The following is an 18,842-nucleotide window of genomic DNA, read 5'->3' as shown; positions in this document are numbered from 1 at the left end:
CCGCTGCCGCCGACCGACCGCCCACAGTTGTCCACAGGTCCACGAGTTGTCCACAGCCCAGTGCCGACCCCGCGCCTCCGCCGACCAAAGCCGGCAAGATCAAAGCAGGGGTCCCCTTGGCGAGGACCCCTGCGAAAGCGATTCCGGCCGATGGCGGCCGAACCGCCGGACCACCAGAGCGCCGGACCGGCGGACCGGACCGGCGGACGTCCGGCCGAACATCGAGCCGGCCGAAGCGTCAGACGGCGAGCACGGAGCCCGAGAACGTCTCCTTGATGTAGTCCTTGACCTCCTGCGACTGGAGCAGTGCGAGCAGGTCCTTCACCCGCTGGTCGTCCTTCAGCTCGACCCGCGTCACCAGCCCGTTCGCGTTCGGGTTGCCCTCGGCACGCTCCAGCGCCAACGCGTCCGACGCGGGCTTGAGGCCGGCGTCGATGGCGTAGTTGCCATTGACCACAGCCGCATCGGTGTCGTCCAGCGACCGGGGCAGCTGCGCCGCCTCCAGCTCCACGAACTCCAGACCACGCGGGTTCTCCGCGATGTCCCGGATCGTCGCCGTCTTCTCCGTGCCCGGCTTCACCTTGATCAGGCCGTTGTCCTGGAGCAGCTTCAGCCCGCGCGCCTCGTTCGTCGCGTCGTTCGCCACGGCCACCCGCGCACCGGACGGCAGGTCGGCCAACGCCTTGTGCTTCTTCGAGTACACGCCGAGCGGCTCGATGTGCACGGGGCCGATCCACTCCAGCGCCGCGCCGCTCTCGGCCTTGAACGTGTCCAGGTACGGCACGGTCTGGAAGTAGTTCCCGTCCAGCGAACCGTCCACCAGCGCGGTGTTCGGCTGCACGTAGTCGGTGAACTCCACGACCTCGACCTTCAAGCCCTTCGACGCGGCCAGGTTGTCCGCCACGTACCGCAGCACCTGCGCGTGCGGAACAGGGCTGACGCCGATCCTCAGGGCCGCGTTCGGGTCCGAGGCGGCGCCGGTGTCGCCACTTCCGCAGCCCACTGCGGTCAGCAGCACGGCGACGAGGGCAGCACGAATACGCATGTCGTTCCTTTTGGGAGAGTCCTACTACGAAAATTCAGACAGAAAGAAATCAGACAGAAGTGGTGCGACGGCGGTCGACGCCGCGCGCGACACGGTTGGTGACGAGCTGGATCGCGGTGGCGATGACGGCCAGCACGACGACCGTGCTCCACAGATAACGGTCGTTGAACCGCTGGTAGCCCATCCGCACGGCGAGGTCGCCGAGACCGCCGCCACCGACCACACCGGCCATCGCCGAGTAGCCGAGCAACGCGATCGCGGTCACGCCGACGGCGTTGACCAGGGCGGGAGCCGACTCGCGGAGCAGCACGCTGCGCACGATCCGCAGCGTGGACGACCCGGTCGTGACGGCGGCCTCCACCACCGACACGTGCACCTCGGACAGCACGTTCTGCACCAGCCTGCCGACGAACGGGATCGCGCCGACCGACAGCGGCACGATCGCCGCCGTGGGCCCGATCGTGCTGCTGAGCAACAGCCTCGTCAACGACGTGAGCACGACCAGCAGCACCAGGAACGGCATGGAACGGCCGAGGTCCACCACGAACCCGAGGACCTTGTGGAGCACCGGCCGCGGCCTCAGCCCACCGGGAGCGGTGAGCTGGAGCCAGATGCCGACGGGTGTGCCGAGCAGAACCGCGATGACGGTCGAGACCACCACCATGTACAACGTCTCGCCGGTAGCCACGAGCAGTTGGTCGAAGACCTCCGACCAGGGTGTCGCAGACCTCACGCAGCTACTCCCTGGGGACCCGACAGGGTCCGCCGCACCGAGCCGCCCGCCTCCGAGATCCACTCCAGCGCCGAGTCCGCGCGCTCGCCCTTCAGCCCGACCCGGAACCGCGCGACCGGGGTCTCCCCCAGCCTGGTCAGGCCGCCGCCCAACAGGTTCAGGTCGACGCCGAACCGGCTGGTCGCCTCGGGCAGCAGCGCGCCGACGGCCGCGAAGCCGACCAGCACGATGTCCGCCACCCGGTCGAACGAACCCTCAAGCGCCGGGTTCTGGTCCACGGCGGGCAGCAGCGACGAGGCCGTGCGGCTCGCGGCGTCCGACACCAGGTCGAGCACCTTGCCGTGCTCCACGACCCGGCCGTTCTCCAGCACCGCGACGTCGTCGCAAATCCGCCGGACCACGCCCATGTCGTGCGTGACCACGAGCACCGTGACGCCCAGCTCGGCCCGCGCGCGGTCCAGCACGGCGAGCACCGAGCCGGTGGTGTCGGGGTCGAGCGCGGACGTCGGCTCGTCGGCCAACAGCACGGATGGCGACGCGGCGAGCGCGCGGGCGACCGCGATCCGCTGGCGCTGGCCACCGGACAGCTGGTCGGGGTACGAGCCCGCCTTGTCGGTCAGGCCGACCAGGTCGAGGAGTTCGGCGACGCGGTTGCGGCGCTGCGGCCCGGCGACGCCCGCGGCCTCAAGCGGCAGCGCGACGTTGCCCGCGGCGGTGCGCTGGCGGAGCAGGGAATCCCCTTGCGGCACAACGCCGATCTGCCGGCGGGCGGCACGCAGCGCGATGCCGTCGAGCGAGACGAGGTCGGTGCCGTCGACGCGGATCGAGCCGCTGTCCGGGCGCTCCAGCAGCCCGACGCACCGGGCGAGCGTGGACTTGCCCGAACCGCTGGGGCCGACGACGCCGAGGACGGTGCCCGCGGCGACGTCCAGGTTCACGCCGTCCAGCGCGCGAACCTGCCCGGTACTCCCGGGGAAGGTCTTGGTGAGGTTCTCGACAGTGATCACGTTTCGCTCCACGACTGCATGCGGCCGGGCACGCTCAGGGCGTGCCGGACCGGCGGCTCAGCTCAGAAGGGTGTCCCGCGGAAGGACGCAGGGAGATTCGAAAGCGCCTAGGGCTAGGAGGAGCTGCGACAGGCCGAAGACGTGCGGCGGCCGTGGTCGACTACCCGCCGGCGGGTGAGCATTCGCATCCTGGGCACGTGATCCTCCATCGATCCTGGCGGAAGCACCTGCCCCCGTGGAGGGGTGGTTGCTGCGGCGTCGTAGAGCCAGGTCTCTCAGCCGCTCGGGATGGCAACACGAGTAGACCTGACGAGACCCGATCGACGCAAGCCTGAAACGGGATCGTCCGGCAAATCACACTTTCGGCCGAAAGATCATCGTCTATCGAGCGGCAGCGGCCTCGGCTATCCGGATGAAGTCCCTGACGTCCAGTTGTTCGCCGCGCACCGCCGGATCGACGCCCGCCTCGACGAGCAAGCGCTGCGCCTCGGCCGCCGAACCGGCCCAACCGGACAACGCGCCCCGGAGCATCTTGCGCCGCTGCGCGAAAGCCGCGTCCACCAACGAGAACAGCTGTTTCTGATCCACAGTGGACAGCGGTGGGTGACGTTCGAACGCGACCAGCGCGGAGTCCACGTTGGGAACCGGCCAGAACACCGAGCGCGGCACCGGACCGGCCCGCCGCGCGTCCGCGTACCAGGCGAGTTTGACGCTGGGCACGCCGTAGACCTTGCTGCCCGGTCCGGCGGCCATCCGGTCGGCGACCTCGGACTGCACCATCACCAGCCCGGTGCGCAACGACGGCAGCTCGGCCAGCAGGTGCAGCACCACGGGCACCGCGATGTTGTAGGGCAGGTTCGCGACGAGGGCGGTCGGCTCCACGGGCATGTCGGACGGTGTGACGCGCATCGCATCGGCGTGCACCACGCTCAACCGGTCGGCGAGCCCAGGCGCGCGCTCCGCCACCGTCACCGGCAGGCGGTCCGCCAGCACCCCGTCGATCTCCACGGCCACCAGCGCGCGGCACGACGGCAGCAACGCCAACGTCAGCGAACCCAGGCCGGGGCCGACCTCCAGCACCACGTCGTCGGCGCGCAGCCCGGCCGCGGACACGATGCGCCGCACCGTGTTGGGGTCGTGCACGAAGTTCTGGCCGAGCTTCTTGGTGGGGCGGATGTCCAGCTCGGCCGCCAGCCGACGGACATCGGCCGGGCCGAGGAGCGAACTCCCCGACCCGGCCGACATCGAATCCTCAGTCACAAACGCATTCTTACGGCAAGCCGAGCTTTTGCTGGCAGTGGGGCCAGGCGGAGTAGCCGCCGCGGGCGTCGCGGAGCTTGGTCGCGATCGCGATCTGCTGCTCACGCGAGGCCTGGTGCGGGTACGCGGCGTACTGGCTGCCGCCGTAGGCGTCCCACGTGCCCTTGTTGAACTGGAGGCCGCCGTAGTAGCCGTTGCCGGTGTTGATGGCCCAGTTGCCGGTGGCCTCGCAGTTGGCCAGCCGGTCCCACACCTCGCCGTCGGGCGGCAGCTTGGTGCCGACCTTGACCTTCTTGGCGACCGGCTCCTTGGTGACCTTCGCGCCCAGCTTCTCGCGGCCGATCTCGGCGCCGTTCTTCACCGTGACGCGGTAGGTGACGATCTGCTCACCGGGCACACCCGGCTCCAGGACCTCTTTCTGGCCCTTCATCATCGTGTCGTCTTTGATCTCCTCGACGGGCGGCTGGATGGCCTCCGTCGCGTTGATCACCGACACGCCGGTGCGGGTGATGTGCACCTCGGCGCCGTTCGTGACCTTGAGGTCCAGCGCCGTTTCGAGCTTGTCGTCCGGCCCGAGCGACAGGTTCTCGGCCTTCATCAGCTCGTCCACGGTCACCGCCGTGGTCTGCAGCTGCCGGGGCGCGTTGCCGCCGTCGTAGACCGTGACGGTCTTGAGGCTCTTGACCTCCAGCGCGATGCCCTGGAGCGGCACGTCCATGCCGCGGTCGTGGGAGACCCACGCGCCTTCGTCGGGCACCTGGAGCTGGTCCAGCGCCTCGTCCACGGTGACCGAGCGGACCCAGCCCTCGCGCTGCTCGCCGTCGACCGTCATCTTCACCAGCCGGCCGCGGTCCAGCGAGATCTTCCCGCCGTCGCTGACCTTCGTCTGGGGTGACGGGCTGAGCACGTCGTGATCGCCGATCGTGATGCCCTCGTCGGCGAGGATCTCACCCACGGTGGACTCGTAGGTCCGGACGGTCTTGGCTTCGCCGTCGACGTCGACCGTGACGGACTTGTCCATCGCGATCGCGGTGGCGCCACCGCCGGAGACGGTCACCAGCACGGTGAGGACCGCGGCCTTCAGGAAGCGGCGCTTCCACTTCCCCGCGGCCTCGACCAGCGCGGCGGGCGGGGCGCTCGGCAGCTCTGCCGCCAAGCCGCTCGCGACCCGGTCCTGGGAGACCTCGTCGGGGATGATGATCGGGGGGAGGAGCGTGGTCTCGGCGTTGATCAGCCGGATCAGCTCGTCGACGTCGACGTTCGCGCCGGCCAGCAGTTCGTCCGCGTCCGGGCCGAGCACGTCGAGCACGTCGTCCGGCGTGATGGCGAACACCGCGGTGTCCCACTCGGACGGCGGTCCGGGTCTGTCCAGGACGTCGACGCCTGTCGGCGCCACCTGCACGGGCGTAAACCAGTCGGTGTCCTCGTTGAACGAGTTCACGGGGTGCCATACCTCCTGAAGGCGCGAAGTCCGGCTACGCGCACGTTCGATGTCGGTGGTCAGCTGGTGATCTCCGGCAACTCCTGTGCGTCCGCTCGTCTTCTCGCTTCTGGTGTCTATGTGACCCGCCCCGACTGCGGGTGCGCCCCGAATTGGAACTCGGGGCACGGTCACGGGACCGTAACGGGTGTCCGGGGGTTGTGCAAACACCCTCGGAAACGTTGTGACCTCAGCCACTCCGTTAGCGGAGCAAGTGTGTCCGCCATTCGTCGTAAGGAGGATTACGACTCCGCCACGTCACGAAGACCGAAGGTCCGTTCGGCGGTTCGGGTGATCTTTGACGCAAGATCGGCCGGATCTACGTCACGCAGTGTCGCCAAGTCCCGGAGCGTGTAGTTCGCGCAATACGGTTCGTTCGGGCGACCCCGGTACGGGTGAGGGGTCAGGAACGGCGCGTCCGTCTCGACCAGGATGTGGTCTTCCGGCACCCAGCGGGCGGCTTCCCTGAGGGCTTGGGCGTTGCGGAACGTCACCGCGCCCGCGAACGACAGCACGAAACCGCGCTCCACGCACGCGCGCGCGAAGGAGAGGTCGCCGGAGAAGCAGTGGAAGACCACTGTGGACGGCGCGCCTTCGGTGTCCAGCACATCGAGGATGTCGTCGTGCGCGTCCCGGTCGTGGATCATCAACGCCTTGCCGACCCGCTTGGCGAGGTCGATGTGCCACCGGAACGCCTCGTGCTGGGCGCTTTTCGGGGCGTAGTCCCAGTAGTAGTCCAGACCGGTCTCGCCGATCGCGACGACCCTCGGCCGCTCCGCGAGCTTCGCCAGCTCGGTCTGCTCCGCCTCGCCGAACGTGGACGTGCGGGTCGGGTGCAGGGCGACTGCGGCGAACACCCGGTCGTCCCAGGTGGCGGCTTCGGCGGCCCAGTGCGCGGACTTCAGGTCGTCCGCGACGGTGATCACGCGGTCGACGCCGGCCTGCGCGGCCCGGTCCAGGATCTCGCGGACCTGTTCGGGCGTCTCCGCGCCGCACGCGTCCAGGTGGGTGTGGGCGTCGACCACCGGCGCCGGAAGGGTCTCCGGGACCGGTGGCCGTTCGCCACGGCGTTTCGTCATCCGGCTGGGACTACTTGACGATCGGGGCCCACTCGGGGCCGGTCTCGCCCAGCTCCGGGTCGAGCTTGGCGAACAGCGGCGCGGGCTTGGCCAGCGGCCGGCCCACCTCGATGGGCGTGGACGCCCACGTCGCCTGCTCGCCCGCGTAGTCGCCGGTCAGCACCGGGTACCCGCGGTCCGGCACGTCCAGGTCCTCGACCTCGGTGATCTCCGGCTGCGCCGCCCACACGCCCGTGCCGCCCAACGCCTCGTGCACCTTCTGCGCCGAGTGCGGCAGGAACGGGGTGAGGAGGGCGTTCGCGTCCTGAACGACCTGCAACGCGGTGTGCAGCACGGTGTCGCGGCGCTCCGGGTCGTCCTTGAGCTTCCACGGCTCCTGGTCGGACAGGTAGCGGTTGGCCGCGCCGACGACCTTCATCGCCTCGCCGGACGCCTGCTTGAACCGCGAGCGGCGCAGGTTCGCGCCCACCACGTCGAACGCCTTGCGGCTCAGTTCGAGCAGCTCGTGGTCGGCCTGGGTGGGGTTGGTCGGCTTCGGGATCGCGCCCACGTTCTTGTGCGCCATCGAGATCGACCGGTTGACCAGGTTGCCCCACTCGTTGGCCAGCTCGAAGTTGGTCCGGCGGACGAACTCGTCCCAGGTGAAGTCGGTGTCCTGGTTCTCCGGGCCGGCGACCGAGATGAAGTAGCGCAGCGCGTCCGGGCCGAACTCCTTCAGGAAGTCCGTCACGTAGATGACCGTGCCGCGCGAGGTGGAGAACTTCGAGCCGCTCATGGTGAGGAACTCGCTCGACACCACTTCGGTGGGCAGGTTCAGCGCGCCGAACGCGCCCGGCTGCCCGCCCTTCGCGCCCTGGCCGTTCTGCCCGAGGAGCAGGGAGGGCCAGATCAGCGAGTGGAAGACGATGTTGTCCTTGCCCATGAAGTAGTAGCCCTGGGCGTCGCCGGTCCAGAACTCCTTCCAGGCGTCCGGGTTCCCCGACCGGCGGGCCCACTCGACCGACGCGCTGAGGTAGCCGATGACCGCGTCGAACCACACGTAGAAGCGCTTCATCGGCTGCTCGCTCCAGCCGTCGAGCGGGATGGGGATGCCCCAGTCCAGGTCGCGGGTGATGGCGCGCGGACGCAGGTCGGCGATGAGGTTCTGGCTGAACTTGAGCACGTTCGGGCGCCACTCGGTGCGGGTCTGGAACCAGCCGCCGAGCGCGTCGATGAACTGCGGGAGGTCGAGGAACAGGTGCTCGGTCTCGACGAACTTCGGCACCTCGCCGTTGATGCGGGAGCGCGGGTTCTTCAGGTCGATGGGGTCGAGCTGGTTGCCGCAGTTGTCGCACTGGTCGCCGCGGGCGCCGTCGTAGCCGCAGATCGGGCAGGTGCCCTCGATGTAGCGGTCGGGCAGGGTGCGGCCGGTGGACGGGCTGATCGCGCCCATCTCGGTCTTGGGGATGACGTAGCCGTTGCGCCAGAGGGCGAGGAACAGCTCCTGGACCACTTTGTAGTGGTTGCCGGTGGTGGTCCGGGTGAACAGGTCGTAGGACAGGCCGAGGCCGTGCAGGTCGTTCGCGATGACCCGGTGGTACTTGTCCACGAGCTCTCGGGTGGACATGCCCTCCTTCTCGGCCTGGACCGAGATGGGCGTGCCGTGCTCGTCCGAGCCGGAGACCATCAGCACCCGGTTGCCCGACATGCGCATGTAGCGGGAGAACACGTCGGAGGGGACACCGAAACCGGAGACGTGACCGATGTGGCGGGGGCCGTTGGCGTAGGGCCACGCCACCGCGGTCAGCACGGAGGCACTCATGGGCCAAGCCTACGGAGGTGGTTCCAGCGGGTTTTCGCGGGTCGGGCAGGTCAGCGCCGGCCGGAGACGTCACCCACCCGGACGGGTGCACGTCCCCTCGAACGTCCGTCGCACGACCGATCCCGGACACCGGCGTGCTGGTTCGGAGCACGCAGTCGCGGCGAGCGGGACTTCGTCCACCGTACGAACCGCCCAGCTCAGCCCTTGCTGATCACCGCGTCGTAGAGGGCCTTCTTGCTCACGCCCGCCGCCTCCGCGACCTCCGCCGCCGCCGTCTTGGTCCGTTCCCCGGCGGCCACCCGCTGCTTCACCTCGGCGACCAGCGTCTCCATCGGCGGCGTGTCGCGGGTCTCGGCGGGCGCCAGCACCACCGTGATCTCACCCCGCACCCCCTCGGCCGCCCACTCGGCCAGCTCGCCGAGCCCGCCCCGCTTGACCTCCTCATACGTCTTGGTCAACTCCCGGCACACCGCCGCCCGCCGGTCGTTGCCCAACACCGAAGCGGCGTCGGCGAGGGTGTCCGCCAGCCGATGGGGTGATTCGAAGAAGACGCACGTCCGGGGCTCGGTCGCCAACGCCGCGAACCACCGGAGCCGCTCACCCTGCTTGCGCGGCGGGAAGCCGTCGAAGCAGAAGCGGTCCGACGGCAGCCCCGACAACGCCAGCGCGGTCGTCACGGCGGACGGCCCGGGCAGGCACGTGACGCGGATGTCCTCCGCCACGCACGCCGCCACGAGCCGGTAGCCGGGGTCGGACACGCTGGGCATGCCGGCGTCGGTCACCAGCACCACCGTCTGCCCCTCGTGCAGGGCCTCCAGCAGCTTCGGCAGCCGGGCCGTCTCGACCTGGTCGTAGAAGCTGACGACCCGCCCCGACAGGGTCACCCCCAGCGCCGACGCCAACGACCGAAGTCTCCGGGTGTCCTCCGCCGCGATCACTTCGGCCGTCCCCAAGGCGTCCACCAGGCGCGCCGAAGCGTCCCGGACGTCACCGAGCGGAGTAGCGGCCAGCACCAAACGGCCTGATCCAGATACAGGTCTCACACCTCTCACCCTACGATCGGCGACGTGAGCCTGATCGCACCGCAGTCCGCAGACGACGTGGTCGAGGCCGGCGAGGTTCCGCCGGCGAGCCCTCCTCCGGGCAACGACCGCGAAGAGCGGGCACGCCAGCTCGAACCCGGCCCCCTGAGCAACGCCCTGCGGGGCTGGCTCATCACGCTGACCGTGGCCCTGATCGGCGGCGTGGTCCGGTTCTGGAACCTCGGGTTCCCGACCGACAAGGGCACCCCGATCTTCGACGAGAAGCACTACGTGCCGCAGGGCGCGGGGGTGTTGCGCAACGGCGGGTACGAGGACAACCCCGGCTACGAGCTGATCGTCCACCCGCCGCTGGGCAAGCAGTTGATCGCGGTCGGCGAGTGGCTGTTCGGCTACGACGGCGTGGGCTGGCGGTTCGCGTCGGCGGTCGTGGGCACGTTGACGATCCTGCTGGTGGTGCGAATCGCCCGGCGGCTGACGCGGTCCGACCTGATCGGCGCGATCGCCGGTGTGCTGCTGATCGCGGACGGCGTGAGCCACGTGCAGTCGCGGATGGGGATGCTGGACATCTTCCTGGCGTTCTTCGTGGTGGTGGCGTTCGCGTGCCTGGTGGTGGACCGGGACCAGGTGCGGTCACGGCTGGCCGTCGCGGTGCGCGAGGGCTGGGCGACGACCTCGCCGCTGGGCCCGTGGCTGGGCTTCCGCTGGTGGCGGTTCGCCGGTGGCGTCGCGCTGGGTCTGGCGTGCGGCGTGAAGTGGTCCGGCCTCTGGTACATCGCGTTCTTCGGCGTGCTGTCGGTGCTCTGGAGCGCCACCGCCCGCCGTGCCGCCGGGGTGGAGCGGCCGTGGCTGGGGTCGTTCGCGAAGGACCTGCTGCCGTCGCTGTTCGCGCTGCTGGTGATCCCGGTCCTGGCGTACCTGGCGACGTGGTGGGCGTGGTTCGCGTCGGAGACGGCGATCGACCGGCACGTGGTCGGCGGGAAGCTGCCGGACGACTCGTGGGTCCCCGACCCGTTGCGGGCGCTCTGGTACTACAGCACCAACGTCTACAACTTCCACACCGAACTCGTGACGTCGGAGACGAACAAGCACCCGTGGGAGTCGAAGCCGTGGACGTGGCCGATGGGCCTGCGGCCGATGCTCTACTACTTCGAGGGCGCGGTGCAGGGCTGCGGCGGGGCGACGTGCGTGGGCGCGATCATGCTGATCGGGACGCCCGCGATGTGGTGGCTGGCGTTCCCGATGCTGGCGTGGGCGCTGTGGCAGGCGATCACCCGGCTGGACTGGCGTTACGCGGCGGTGCTGGTCGGGTACGGCGCGGGCTTCCTGCCGTGGTTCCTGAACATCGACCGGCAGATGTACTTCTTCTACGTGACGCCGATGGCGCCGTTCCTGGTGCTGGGCATCGCGTTGGCGTTGGGCGAGATGCTGGGGAAGCGGACGGACGGCAAGGAACGCCGCGGCACCGGCCTGCTCGCCGTGGCGCTCTACGTGGGCCTGGTCGTGGCCAACTTCGTGTGGCTGTGGCCGATCCTCAACGGCATACCGATCACCCCGGAAACGTGGGACGCTCAGAAATGGCTTCCGTCCTGGAATTGACCTCGGGCCCGTCCTGCGAGGACGGCGCGGTGGAGACGAGGGCCGGAGGAACCTCTACCGGCGGCGCGAACGCTTCCTCCGGCCGGATCCGCGGCGGCGCCGCTGCCCACGGCTTGAGGTTCTGCACGACCTCTTCGTAGAAACCCGTCACGGCGGCGAGCACGGAATCGATGAACGAATTCCTCCCGGTTCCGCGCTTGCTGCCCAGAACGGCCGAGTTGGCGACCCGGAATCCGCGGATCTCCTTCGCGGGGTCCACCACCAGAACCATCGGGTTCTCCTTGACGGTGCGCATCAGTTCCGATGCGCCCGCGCCTCGGCCGTGCAATGCGAAAGCCTCCAGGCGAACGGTGTCCGGCGCGTCCTTCAACTGCCGCACCAGCCAGTTGACGCGGGTCGTGGGCCTGCCTTCCCGTGGCCCGTCCAGGTCGACGTGGCACGCGACCTGTCCGGCGCGCAGGTCCGCCGTCACCTGGAGCACACCGACCGTGCCGGGAATGTGGATGCCCGCGGTCAACCGCCCCTCGGCGACGAGCTGGCCGACCTGCTTGGCGACCCGCGTCTGCGGCTCGGCGAGCTCCTTCCGGGTCAGCGCCGGCATCACCTCCGCGCCCAGCCTGCGACCGAGCTGGAGGCACGCGAACCGCACCAGCGCGTCGAAGCGCAACGCGACTTCAGGGGCGGTCTTGTCGGTCGCGCGCAGCGTCCCGGCCTGGATGGACTCCCGCAGCGGAACCCACGCCGCACCCATGTCCTCGAACGCCATCGCGCCTGATCGCGGGTGTTCCAGGTACCGGATCAGCTCGCCGAGGATCCAGGCCTGGTCGGCGTCCGCCACGCCCCGGTGCTCCTTCTGCATCACGGCTTCGCACAGCACCTCGGTCCACGACCAGTGGTGCAGGGCGACCTTCTTCAGCTTCCGCCGGTCGACCGCCGTCGGGTGCTGGCCCGGGAGCGCCGGGATCTCGTTCGAGATGGTGATCACCGCGTCGAAACCGCGGTCCCGGGCGACGTCCAGGTAGTTGTCGAGCTGTTCGGCCTGCAATTCGTTCGCACCGGTCTTCACTTCGACCAACGCGGTCCACGAACGCTGCCCGCGCACCACCCGGATCAATCCGTCGGGGATGAGCTTGCGGCCGTCAAGTTCGAACGGCACCTCGATGAACGTCTGCACCGATGCGGCGGGCGCGCCCAGCGGCTGCGTCAGAGCTCGGCCGAATTCGCGCACGGCGGACATCACCGCCAGCAATGCGGAGGTCGCCCGACGTTCTTGTTCATCCGCGCCGTTGATGCCCGACGTGGGAATCAACCGCGCCGCGTGCCAGCTTTCCTCGGACGACACCAAGCCACCTCGCTGACGGTTCTGTTAAAACGAATCAAGCCGTAGTTCGGCAACGAGGGAGGACTTGTTACCTGCGCAGCCCTCATCCACCCGTTCGGCGCAGCCGGGTGTAGTTCCACGAGTTCAGCCCGGCAGCTCGGTGAGCACGGGATTTCGGATGCTCTCGTAGATCACCGAGCTGCGGAAGCTGATGACCTCACGGCGTTCGCTCAGGCGGTCGATGAGGAAGGCGTGCAGGTGTTCCAGGTCCTGCACGGCCAAGTGGATGAGGAAGTCGTCGTCGCCCGCCACCACGTACATCGCGGTCACTTCGGGGAGGGCGCCGATGGCCGCCTTGAAGTTGTCGATCACCACGCGGCTCATCGGGCGCAGGCGGGCGGCTACGAAGGCCTGGACCGGGCGGTTCAGGGCGGCCAGGTCCACGTTCGCGTGGTAGCCCTTGATCACGCCTCGCTCGCGTAGGGCGCGCACGCGTTCCAGGCACGTCGACGGCGCCACGCCCAGACGCCTGGCCAGCTCGCGGTTGGTCAGCCGCGCATCCAGTTGCAGATTCCCGACGATCGCCGAATCAAGTTCGTCCACCTCTCGATCATGGCAGACCACGCCGAACGAAGTTCGGAGATGCTGGACCACATCGTTCAGATGGATAAGTGTGGACCTATTCCACCGAACGAAATGGATCCGATCGTGCTGCCCACCAAACTGGCCCTGATCCTGCGCGACGACCTGCCGCCCAACCTCGCCGCCAACGCCGCCGTCGTCCTCGGCCTCACCCTCGGCGCCCGCCTGCCCGACCTGCTCGGCGATGACGCCAAGGACGCCGACGGCGCCGTCCACCTCGGCCTGAACACCCACCCGGTGCCGGTGCTGACCGCGTCCGCCGACACGCTCAAAGCCCTGCACCGCGCGGACGGCGTGCTGAAGATCGGGTTCACCGAGGTCGCCCGCCGGTCCCGCACCTACCCCGAATACCTCGAAGCCCTGTCGCGGACCGAGGACCCGGAGTTCGTCGCCGTCGCCCTCTACGGCCCGCGTGCCGAGGTGAGCAGGCTGACCCGCAAGCTGCCCCTGATGGGGTGACGAACGGCGGCGGACCGGCCCGCCGCCGCAAAACCCGCCGCCTTCGGACCCGTCGCCGCAGAACTCAGCGCCGCAGAACTCAGCGCCGCAGAACTCAGCGCACGGGGCGCGTCGGCGGTTCCGGTCGGTCGATCATCCTCGTGACCGGGCCTTCCTTGCTCAACCCGGCCTGCGACAGCCAACCGCTCAGCTCGTTCCGGATCGCGGCCAACGTCGGCCGCTTGGCCGGGTCGGGGTCCAACGCGGTGGTGAGCAGCCGGGAGTGGGCGCTGTGCTGGGGCAGCTTCACGCACGGCTCGCCCTGCGCGGCGGCCATCAGCGACGAGATCGGGTTCTCCCGCGACCCGCGCGGCGGGTGGCCGGTGAGGGCGTAGCTGACCGTGGCGGCCAACTGCCAGGCGTCCGACGCCGGGCTCGCCGCCTCGCCGCGCGCGGTTTCCGGGGCGAGGAAGTCCGGCGTGCCGACCATCATCCCGGTGGCCGTGAGCGTGCTGTCGCCCTTCGACCGGGCGATGCCGAAGTCGATCAGGTGCGCGGTGCCCTGGGTGTCGACGATGACGTTGGACGGCTTCACGTCCCGGTGCAGGACGCCCTGCTCGTGCGCGGCGGCCAGCGCGTCGGCCATGTTCACCCAGAGCCTGGCGGCGAGCGTGTCGGCGAGCATGCCGTTCTTGAGCACCACGTCGGACAGCGGCTGGCCGTCGATGTACTCCATGATGATCGCCAGGCCGTCCGGGTCTTGGACGATGTCGAACACCCGCACGCAGTTCGGGTGCCGCACGGCGGCCAGAGCGCGCGCTTCACGCACCATGCGCTGCTCGGTCTCGTTGTCCGGGGCGTGCGCGAGCTTCACCGCGACCGTGCGGGCCAGCTGCTCGTCCACCGCCAGCCACACCGTGCCGAACCCACCGCGTCCGAGCTGACGGATCCGCCGGAACCGTCCACCGGCCGGGTTCCACACCGTGCCGGAGTCCGACGCGGCCTTCTGCGCGCTCGTCGCCCCGCCGGTGCCGCTGCCCCCTGTGCCGCCCGGCCCGAACGGCAGCGGGCCGGGGGTGTCGGCGAGCGGCGCGGGCTGTTCCACGCGGGTCGGCTTGGGCGCTTCCACCGGCACGTCGGCGACCCGCGTCGGCGGGTAGTGCCGCTGCGGCGGGGTCGGCCGGTAGGGCGGGATCGGCTGGTACGGGGGGATGTGCGCGGGCTGGTAGGGCGGCGGCTTCTCCACCTTGTACGGGGGTGGCTGCCCCTGCGAAGGCTGGTGCGGCTGCTGCTGATGGGGCTGGGACTGGTGCTGGTGGGACTGCGGCTGGTGGGACTGCGGCTTCGACTGGGGGGACGGCTGCTGCGGCGGCGGCGTTCTCGACACCGCGGGTTGCGGGCTCTGGTTCCCGCGATCGCGACCGGGGCGGTTCAGCATGGCGGTAGTCAACCCGAAAACCCGCACCACGAGGGAGCCCAGCAACGAGATCGGAAAGAACCCGAGCAGCAGGTGGCCCACCAGCGTGACCGGCAGTGCCGACGTGGACACCAGCAGCACCACGAACGGCGGCCAGAACACCCGGCGCGGCCAGCTCGGGCCCAGCCGGAACGCCGAACCCGCCTGGAGCATCACGAACAGCAGGCACAGCAGCGCCAGGGCCGCCGTCGCACCGGCCGCGATCACGTACTCCAGGTCCCGACCGGTAATCGCCTCCACGAACGGCGGCGCCTTGACCAGGTAGTCGAACTGGGTGAACGCCAGGCACGGCGCGGAGTCCAGCGAGCCCGTGCCCGGCAGGCCGCGGCCTCGGAGCAGCTTGAACGTGGCCGAGAACGCCATCCACGGCACCACCAGCGTGCTCACCACGCCGAGCACGGCGAAGATCGCGCCGGTGACCGGGCCGTAGGAGTTGCCGACCACCCGCCGGACGGTGATCGCCAGCAGCGCGGCGACCGTCGGCAGCACGCCGATCAGGGCGCCGAACGCGGTCGCCGTCCAGGCCCAGTCGCCGGGGCAGAGGGGCACACCGAACAAGTCGTGCAGCCACGCCAGCAGCGACTCGGCCAGCTCCACGACCCGCACCACCCCTTCTCGTCGACTCTCAGGGTACGGGTGCGGGCCACGCCGACAGCGCCGTCCGGGCAACGTCGCGCAGTTCTTCCCGCGTGGCGCCGTCCCGGGCCAGCGACGACATCCCCCGGACGGTGGCCGCGACGAACAGGGCGAGGCGGTGCGCGTCGGCGCCGGCGGGCAGCGCGCCGGTGGCGACGTCGTGCCGGATCTTGGCCTCGAACGCCTGCCTGGCCTGGTCACGCAGGTCGTGCAGCTCGGGGGAGCTGAGGATCAGGCAGCCCTTGGGCCGCTCCGGCGTCGTGTACTCGATCGCGGCCTCGTTCAGGATCCGCTCCACGGCATGGCGTGCGGTGGGCTCCTCTTCGAGGGCGCGCTTGGTGAACGCGCCGTAGGTCGCCTGGTAGCGGGACACGGCCTCGGCGAAGAGGGTGCGTTTGTCGCCGAACGCCGCGTAGAGGCTCGGTGGGTTCACGCCGGTGGTCCCGGTGAGGTCGGCGACCGAGGTCGCCTGGAAGCCGTTCCGCCAGAAGGCTCGCGTGACCTGGTCCAGCACGTCGTCCCGGTCGAACCCACGCTTGCGCCCCACCATGCGGCTCATTTTATAGCGTCCGCTACAGTTCGCCTTCTGTAGTGGTTGTTACAGATTGGAGTGCTGGTGAAGACGGCATTGGTGACCGGAGCGAGCCGCGGGATCGGCCGGGCGATCGCCCTGAGGTTGGCGGCGGACGGGATGCGGGTTGTCGTCCACTACGCGAGGGACGACGCGGCGGCGGCCTCGGTGGTGGAGGAGGCCGGAGGCAGGGCGTTCGCGGTGCGGGCGTCGTTGCCCGATGAACTCGACGCGCTGGTAGCGGCGCTGCCGCCGTTGGACGTGCTGGTGAACAACGCCGCGATCGGCCTTCCGGCGCCCATCGAGGACGTGACGCCCGAGGCGTTCGACGAGGTGTTCGCGGTGAACGTGCGGGCCCCGTTCTTCCTGGTGCAGCGCGCGCTGCCGTTGCTCCGGGACGGTGGGCGGATCGTGAACATCTCGTCCGGCGCGACGCGGATCGCGATGCCGACGGGGATCGCGTACTCGATGACGAAGGGGGCGCTGGACACGTTCACGCGCACGCTGGCGCTACACCTCGGGCCGCGCGGGATCACGGTGAACACCGTCGCGCCGGGAGTGGTGGACACCGACCAGAACGCGTCGTGGCTGCGAGGGAACCCGGACGCGGAGGCGGCGATGGCGGCGCGCTCGGCGTTGGGGCGGATCGGCTTCGCCGACGACATCGCCGACGTGGTCTCGTTCGTGGCGTCCGACAACGCGCGCTGGATGACGGGCGCGTGGCTCGACGCGACCGGCGGCGCCCACTTGTGACGCGACGAGGTCCGGCTCGCCGTTGCCCGAGCCGGACCTCCGCGCGTGTGCGCCCGCCGCTAGCCACTCACACGCGCTGCCACAGGGCCGGCACCGTCGGCGGATCCCAGCCTGGTTGGGACGTGTGCCCCTGCAAGCACCTGTACCCGACGCCGCCGTACGTCACGAGGGAGCCGGTCGCGTACGCGACGCCTGGCTGCCAGGTCGTCTGGCCGGGGTCCGTCGTGGTCGTGGTCGGCGACGTGGTGCTGGTCGGGGGCGTGCCGCCGCTGACGACCAACTGGAGGCCGTAGACCTGGAGGATCTCGTTGACCGGCTGGAAGTAGATCGTCCCGCCGGACGTGCAGTTCCCGGAGCCGCCGGAGGTGACGCCCTGCGCCTGGTCACCGGTCAGCCACGAGCCGCCGGAGTCGCCGGGTTCGGCGCAGGCGTTCGTGCGGGTCAGGCCGGTGATCGTGCCCTCGGGGTAGGTCACCGAGGCGTTCTTCTGCTGGATGGTGCCGCAGCGCCAGCCCGTCGTGGAGCCGGAGCGGCAGACCGAGGCGCCCACCGGGGCCTCGGTGGAGCCCGCCACCGGCACCGTGCCGGGGTAGCGGTTGACCAGCGGACGGCCCGTGTTGCCGGCGGCCGTGCGGACCCAGGCGTAGTCGTTGCCGGGGAAGCTGGACCCGGCGAACGTGCCGCTGGGCTGGGTGGTGGACGCGCCCGTCCGGCCGCAGTGCCCGGCGGTCACGAACCCGCCGTTGACCGCGAACCCGACCGAGCACCGGGAGCCGCTGCCGATGTAGTAGGCGTTGCCGCCGATCACGTCGATCAGCGGGCGGGGGCGCTCGGCGGACCGCTCGATCCGCACGTCCGCCTCGTGGAGGCCGCTGGCCAGCACAAACGCCTTCGCGTCGACGACGTCCCTGGCCAGGACGACGACGGTGTTGGTGGGCGTGTCGACGTACCAGCCGGGCACCGACCCGGGCGCGTTGCGGGCGTTCCGGTCGAGCTCGACCTTGAGCGCGTCCAGGTCGGCAAGGGAACGCCCGACCACCGCCGGCCGCGCGCCCGCCGCCTCGACGGCCTGGATCTGCGACGCGGTGGTGACGCCGACGACCAGTTCGGTGGCGTCGGCGTTCAGCCAGGCGCCCGCGAAGTCCGGGCCGAGGCGTGCCTTGAGGGTGTTCTCGGTGCGGGCCGCGGTGGCCTCCCGGTCGATGCGGGCACGGGCCTGCTCAGGGGTCAGGCGCAGGTCGCGCGCCATGGCGGCGACCATGCCGCTGTCGGCGGTCGTGGTCGGTGGTGGGTCAGCGGTCGCGGTGGTGGTGAGGGCTGCTGCCAGACCGGCAGCGCCCAGCAGCGCCACGGCGACAGCGGCGACGGTGCGTCGAGTCATCCGCTGGTCTCCTTGCAGGGTGGTGACACGGGATGCGGGGCCGTGACACCGACGCTATGCGGCGGGAGAGCCGGGCGGATATGCCAGTCGAGTCATAACGTCACGTTATGGTCCAGTCCACTCGTGATCTTGTGATCGCGTTCGCGGGCGCCTTCAGCAGACGCAGAACTCGTTGCCTTCCGGGTCGGCCATGACGACGTGGTGCTCCGGGTGCTCCCCCACCACGCGACCGCCTGCCTCCACCAGCTGGGCGACCTTGCCCTGGATCGTCGGCCAGCGGTCCGCTTTGGACGCTTCCAGACTCACCCGGACGTCCAGGTGGAGCCGGATCTTCTCGGTCTTCGGCTCCTTCACCTGTTGCAGGAACATCTTCGGACCGACGCCTGCCGGGTCGTGGAGCCAGGCCCCGTCGTCCTGGTCGTCGTCGGGGTCGTCGAACTGCGCCGCCCACTCCTGCCTCGTCTTGAACGGCAGGGGCGGCGGTTCGTCCTCGTAGCCGAGGGCGAGCTTCCAGAACTCGGCGAGCCGGGTCGGGTGGTGGCAGTCGAGGGACAAGCCGATGGTGTGTGCCATGGGGTC

General features: G+C 70.1%; 17 protein-coding genes and 1 riboswitch. Of the genes, 3 read left to right on the top strand and 14 right to left on the bottom strand.

The features are described 5' to 3' along the window. Positions 1 to 238: 238 nt before the first annotated feature. From F4560_RS36230 to rsmI, 8 genes are all read right to left on the bottom strand, one after another. A complete protein-coding gene (locus F4560_RS36230; protein ID WP_184927595.1) occupies positions 239 to 1,045 on the bottom strand; it encodes a MetQ/NlpA family ABC transporter substrate-binding protein in 807 nt (268 codons plus the stop codon). A 49-nt stretch (positions 1,046 to 1,094) separates the two neighbouring features. Then, positions 1,095 to 1,778 carry a methionine ABC transporter permease gene (locus F4560_RS36225; protein ID WP_184927594.1) on the bottom strand — a complete coding sequence of 228 codons (684 nt, stop codon included), beginning with the start codon at positions 1,776 to 1,778 and terminating at the stop codon, positions 1,095 to 1,097. Next, positions 1,775 to 2,785 (bottom strand): methionine ABC transporter ATP-binding protein, encoded by a 1,011-nt coding sequence (locus F4560_RS36220; RefSeq protein WP_184927593.1) that lies wholly within the window; start codon positions 2,783 to 2,785, stop codon positions 1,775 to 1,777. The genes F4560_RS36225 and F4560_RS36220 overlap by 4 nt, the downstream gene beginning before the upstream one ends. A gap of 202 nt (positions 2,786 to 2,987) precedes the next feature. Next, positions 2,988 to 3,080, bottom strand: a riboswitch (SAM riboswitch). 86 nt (positions 3,081 to 3,166) lie between these two features. Continuing rightward, positions 3,167 to 4,030, bottom strand: a complete 864-nt coding sequence (gene rsmA, locus F4560_RS36215; RefSeq protein ID WP_184929599.1) for a 16S rRNA (adenine(1518)-N(6)/adenine(1519)-N(6))-dimethyltransferase RsmA — start codon at positions 4,028 to 4,030, stop codon at positions 3,167 to 3,169. A gap of 25 nt (positions 4,031 to 4,055) precedes the next feature. Further along, a complete protein-coding gene (locus F4560_RS36210; RefSeq protein ID WP_184927592.1) occupies positions 4,056 to 5,486 on the bottom strand; it encodes a resuscitation-promoting factor in 1,431 nt (476 codons plus the stop codon). A gap of 281 nt (positions 5,487 to 5,767) precedes the next feature. Next, positions 5,768 to 6,604, bottom strand: coding sequence for a TatD family hydrolase (locus F4560_RS36205; protein WP_184927591.1), 837 nt, complete (start codon positions 6,602 to 6,604; stop codon positions 5,768 to 5,770). A 10-nt stretch (positions 6,605 to 6,614) separates the two neighbouring features. Next, positions 6,615 to 8,405, bottom strand: a complete 1,791-nt coding sequence (gene metG, locus F4560_RS36200) for a methionine--tRNA ligase (protein ID WP_184927590.1) — start codon at positions 8,403 to 8,405, stop codon at positions 6,615 to 6,617. 197 nt (positions 8,406 to 8,602) lie between these two features. Continuing rightward, positions 8,603 to 9,448, bottom strand: coding sequence for a 16S rRNA (cytidine(1402)-2'-O)-methyltransferase (rsmI, locus tag F4560_RS36195; RefSeq protein ID WP_312869680.1), 846 nt, complete (start codon positions 9,446 to 9,448; stop codon positions 8,603 to 8,605). 24 nt (positions 9,449 to 9,472) lie between these two features. Between rsmI and F4560_RS36190 the strand changes: the two genes are divergently transcribed. Continuing rightward, a complete protein-coding gene (locus F4560_RS36190) occupies positions 9,473 to 11,044 on the top strand; it encodes a dolichyl-phosphate-mannose--protein mannosyltransferase (protein ID WP_184927588.1) in 1,572 nt (523 codons plus the stop codon). Here the strand turns inward: F4560_RS36190 and F4560_RS36185 are convergent. Together F4560_RS36185 and F4560_RS36180 are read right to left on the bottom strand one after the other, a co-directional pair. Then, the gene (locus F4560_RS36185) at positions 10,995 to 12,386 is read right to left on the bottom strand and encodes a stress response protein (protein ID WP_184927587.1); all 1,392 of its coding nucleotides are present in this window, start codon (positions 12,384 to 12,386) and stop codon (positions 10,995 to 10,997) included. The genes F4560_RS36190 and F4560_RS36185 overlap by 50 nt on opposite strands. A gap of 123 nt (positions 12,387 to 12,509) precedes the next feature. Further along, entirely contained in the window at positions 12,510 to 12,968 is a 459-nt protein-coding gene (locus tag F4560_RS36180) for an Lrp/AsnC family transcriptional regulator (RefSeq protein WP_184927586.1), read from the bottom strand. 105 nt (positions 12,969 to 13,073) lie between these two features. Between F4560_RS36180 and F4560_RS36175 the strand changes: the two genes are divergently transcribed. Further along, a complete protein-coding gene (locus F4560_RS36175) occupies positions 13,074 to 13,466 on the top strand; it encodes a DUF2000 domain-containing protein (RefSeq protein WP_221483761.1) in 393 nt (130 codons plus the stop codon). Positions 13,467 to 13,560: 94 nt separating this feature from the next. Here F4560_RS36175 and F4560_RS36170 read toward each other — a convergent pair whose 3' ends face one another. Both F4560_RS36170 and F4560_RS36165 read right to left on the bottom strand, forming a co-directional pair. Next, positions 13,561 to 15,531 (bottom strand): serine/threonine-protein kinase, encoded by a 1,971-nt coding sequence (locus F4560_RS36170; RefSeq protein WP_184927585.1) that lies wholly within the window; start codon positions 15,529 to 15,531, stop codon positions 13,561 to 13,563. 16 nt (positions 15,532 to 15,547) lie between these two features. Beyond that, the gene (locus F4560_RS36165; protein ID WP_246477927.1) at positions 15,548 to 16,108 is read right to left on the bottom strand and encodes a TetR/AcrR family transcriptional regulator; all 561 of its coding nucleotides are present in this window, start codon (positions 16,106 to 16,108) and stop codon (positions 15,548 to 15,550) included. Between the two features lie 66 nt (positions 16,109 to 16,174). Here F4560_RS36165 and F4560_RS36160 point away from each other — a divergent pair, with 66 nt between their 5' ends. Continuing rightward, the gene (locus F4560_RS36160; RefSeq protein WP_312869679.1) at positions 16,175 to 16,882 is read left to right on the top strand and encodes an SDR family NAD(P)-dependent oxidoreductase; all 708 of its coding nucleotides are present in this window, start codon (positions 16,175 to 16,177) and stop codon (positions 16,880 to 16,882) included. Between the two features lie 67 nt (positions 16,883 to 16,949). Here the strand turns inward: F4560_RS36160 and F4560_RS36155 are convergent, their stop codons facing one another. Both F4560_RS36155 and F4560_RS36150 read right to left on the bottom strand, forming a co-directional pair. Continuing rightward, positions 16,950 to 18,263, bottom strand: coding sequence for a carbohydrate-binding protein (locus F4560_RS36155; protein ID WP_184927583.1), 1,314 nt, complete (start codon positions 18,261 to 18,263; stop codon positions 16,950 to 16,952). 153 nt (positions 18,264 to 18,416) lie between these two features. Next, on the bottom strand, positions 18,417 to 18,836 hold the full coding sequence (locus F4560_RS36150) for a VOC family protein (RefSeq protein WP_184927582.1): 420 nt from the start codon (positions 18,834 to 18,836) through the stop codon (positions 18,417 to 18,419). Positions 18,837 to 18,842 lie beyond the last annotated feature (6 nt).

Source organism: Saccharothrix ecbatanensis (assembly GCF_014205015.1).
Lineage (GTDB): Bacteria > Actinomycetota > Actinomycetes > Mycobacteriales > Pseudonocardiaceae > Actinosynnema > Actinosynnema ecbatanense.
Note: the sequence above shows the minus strand (reverse complement) of the source record. Positions and strands in the feature narration are given on the sequence as shown.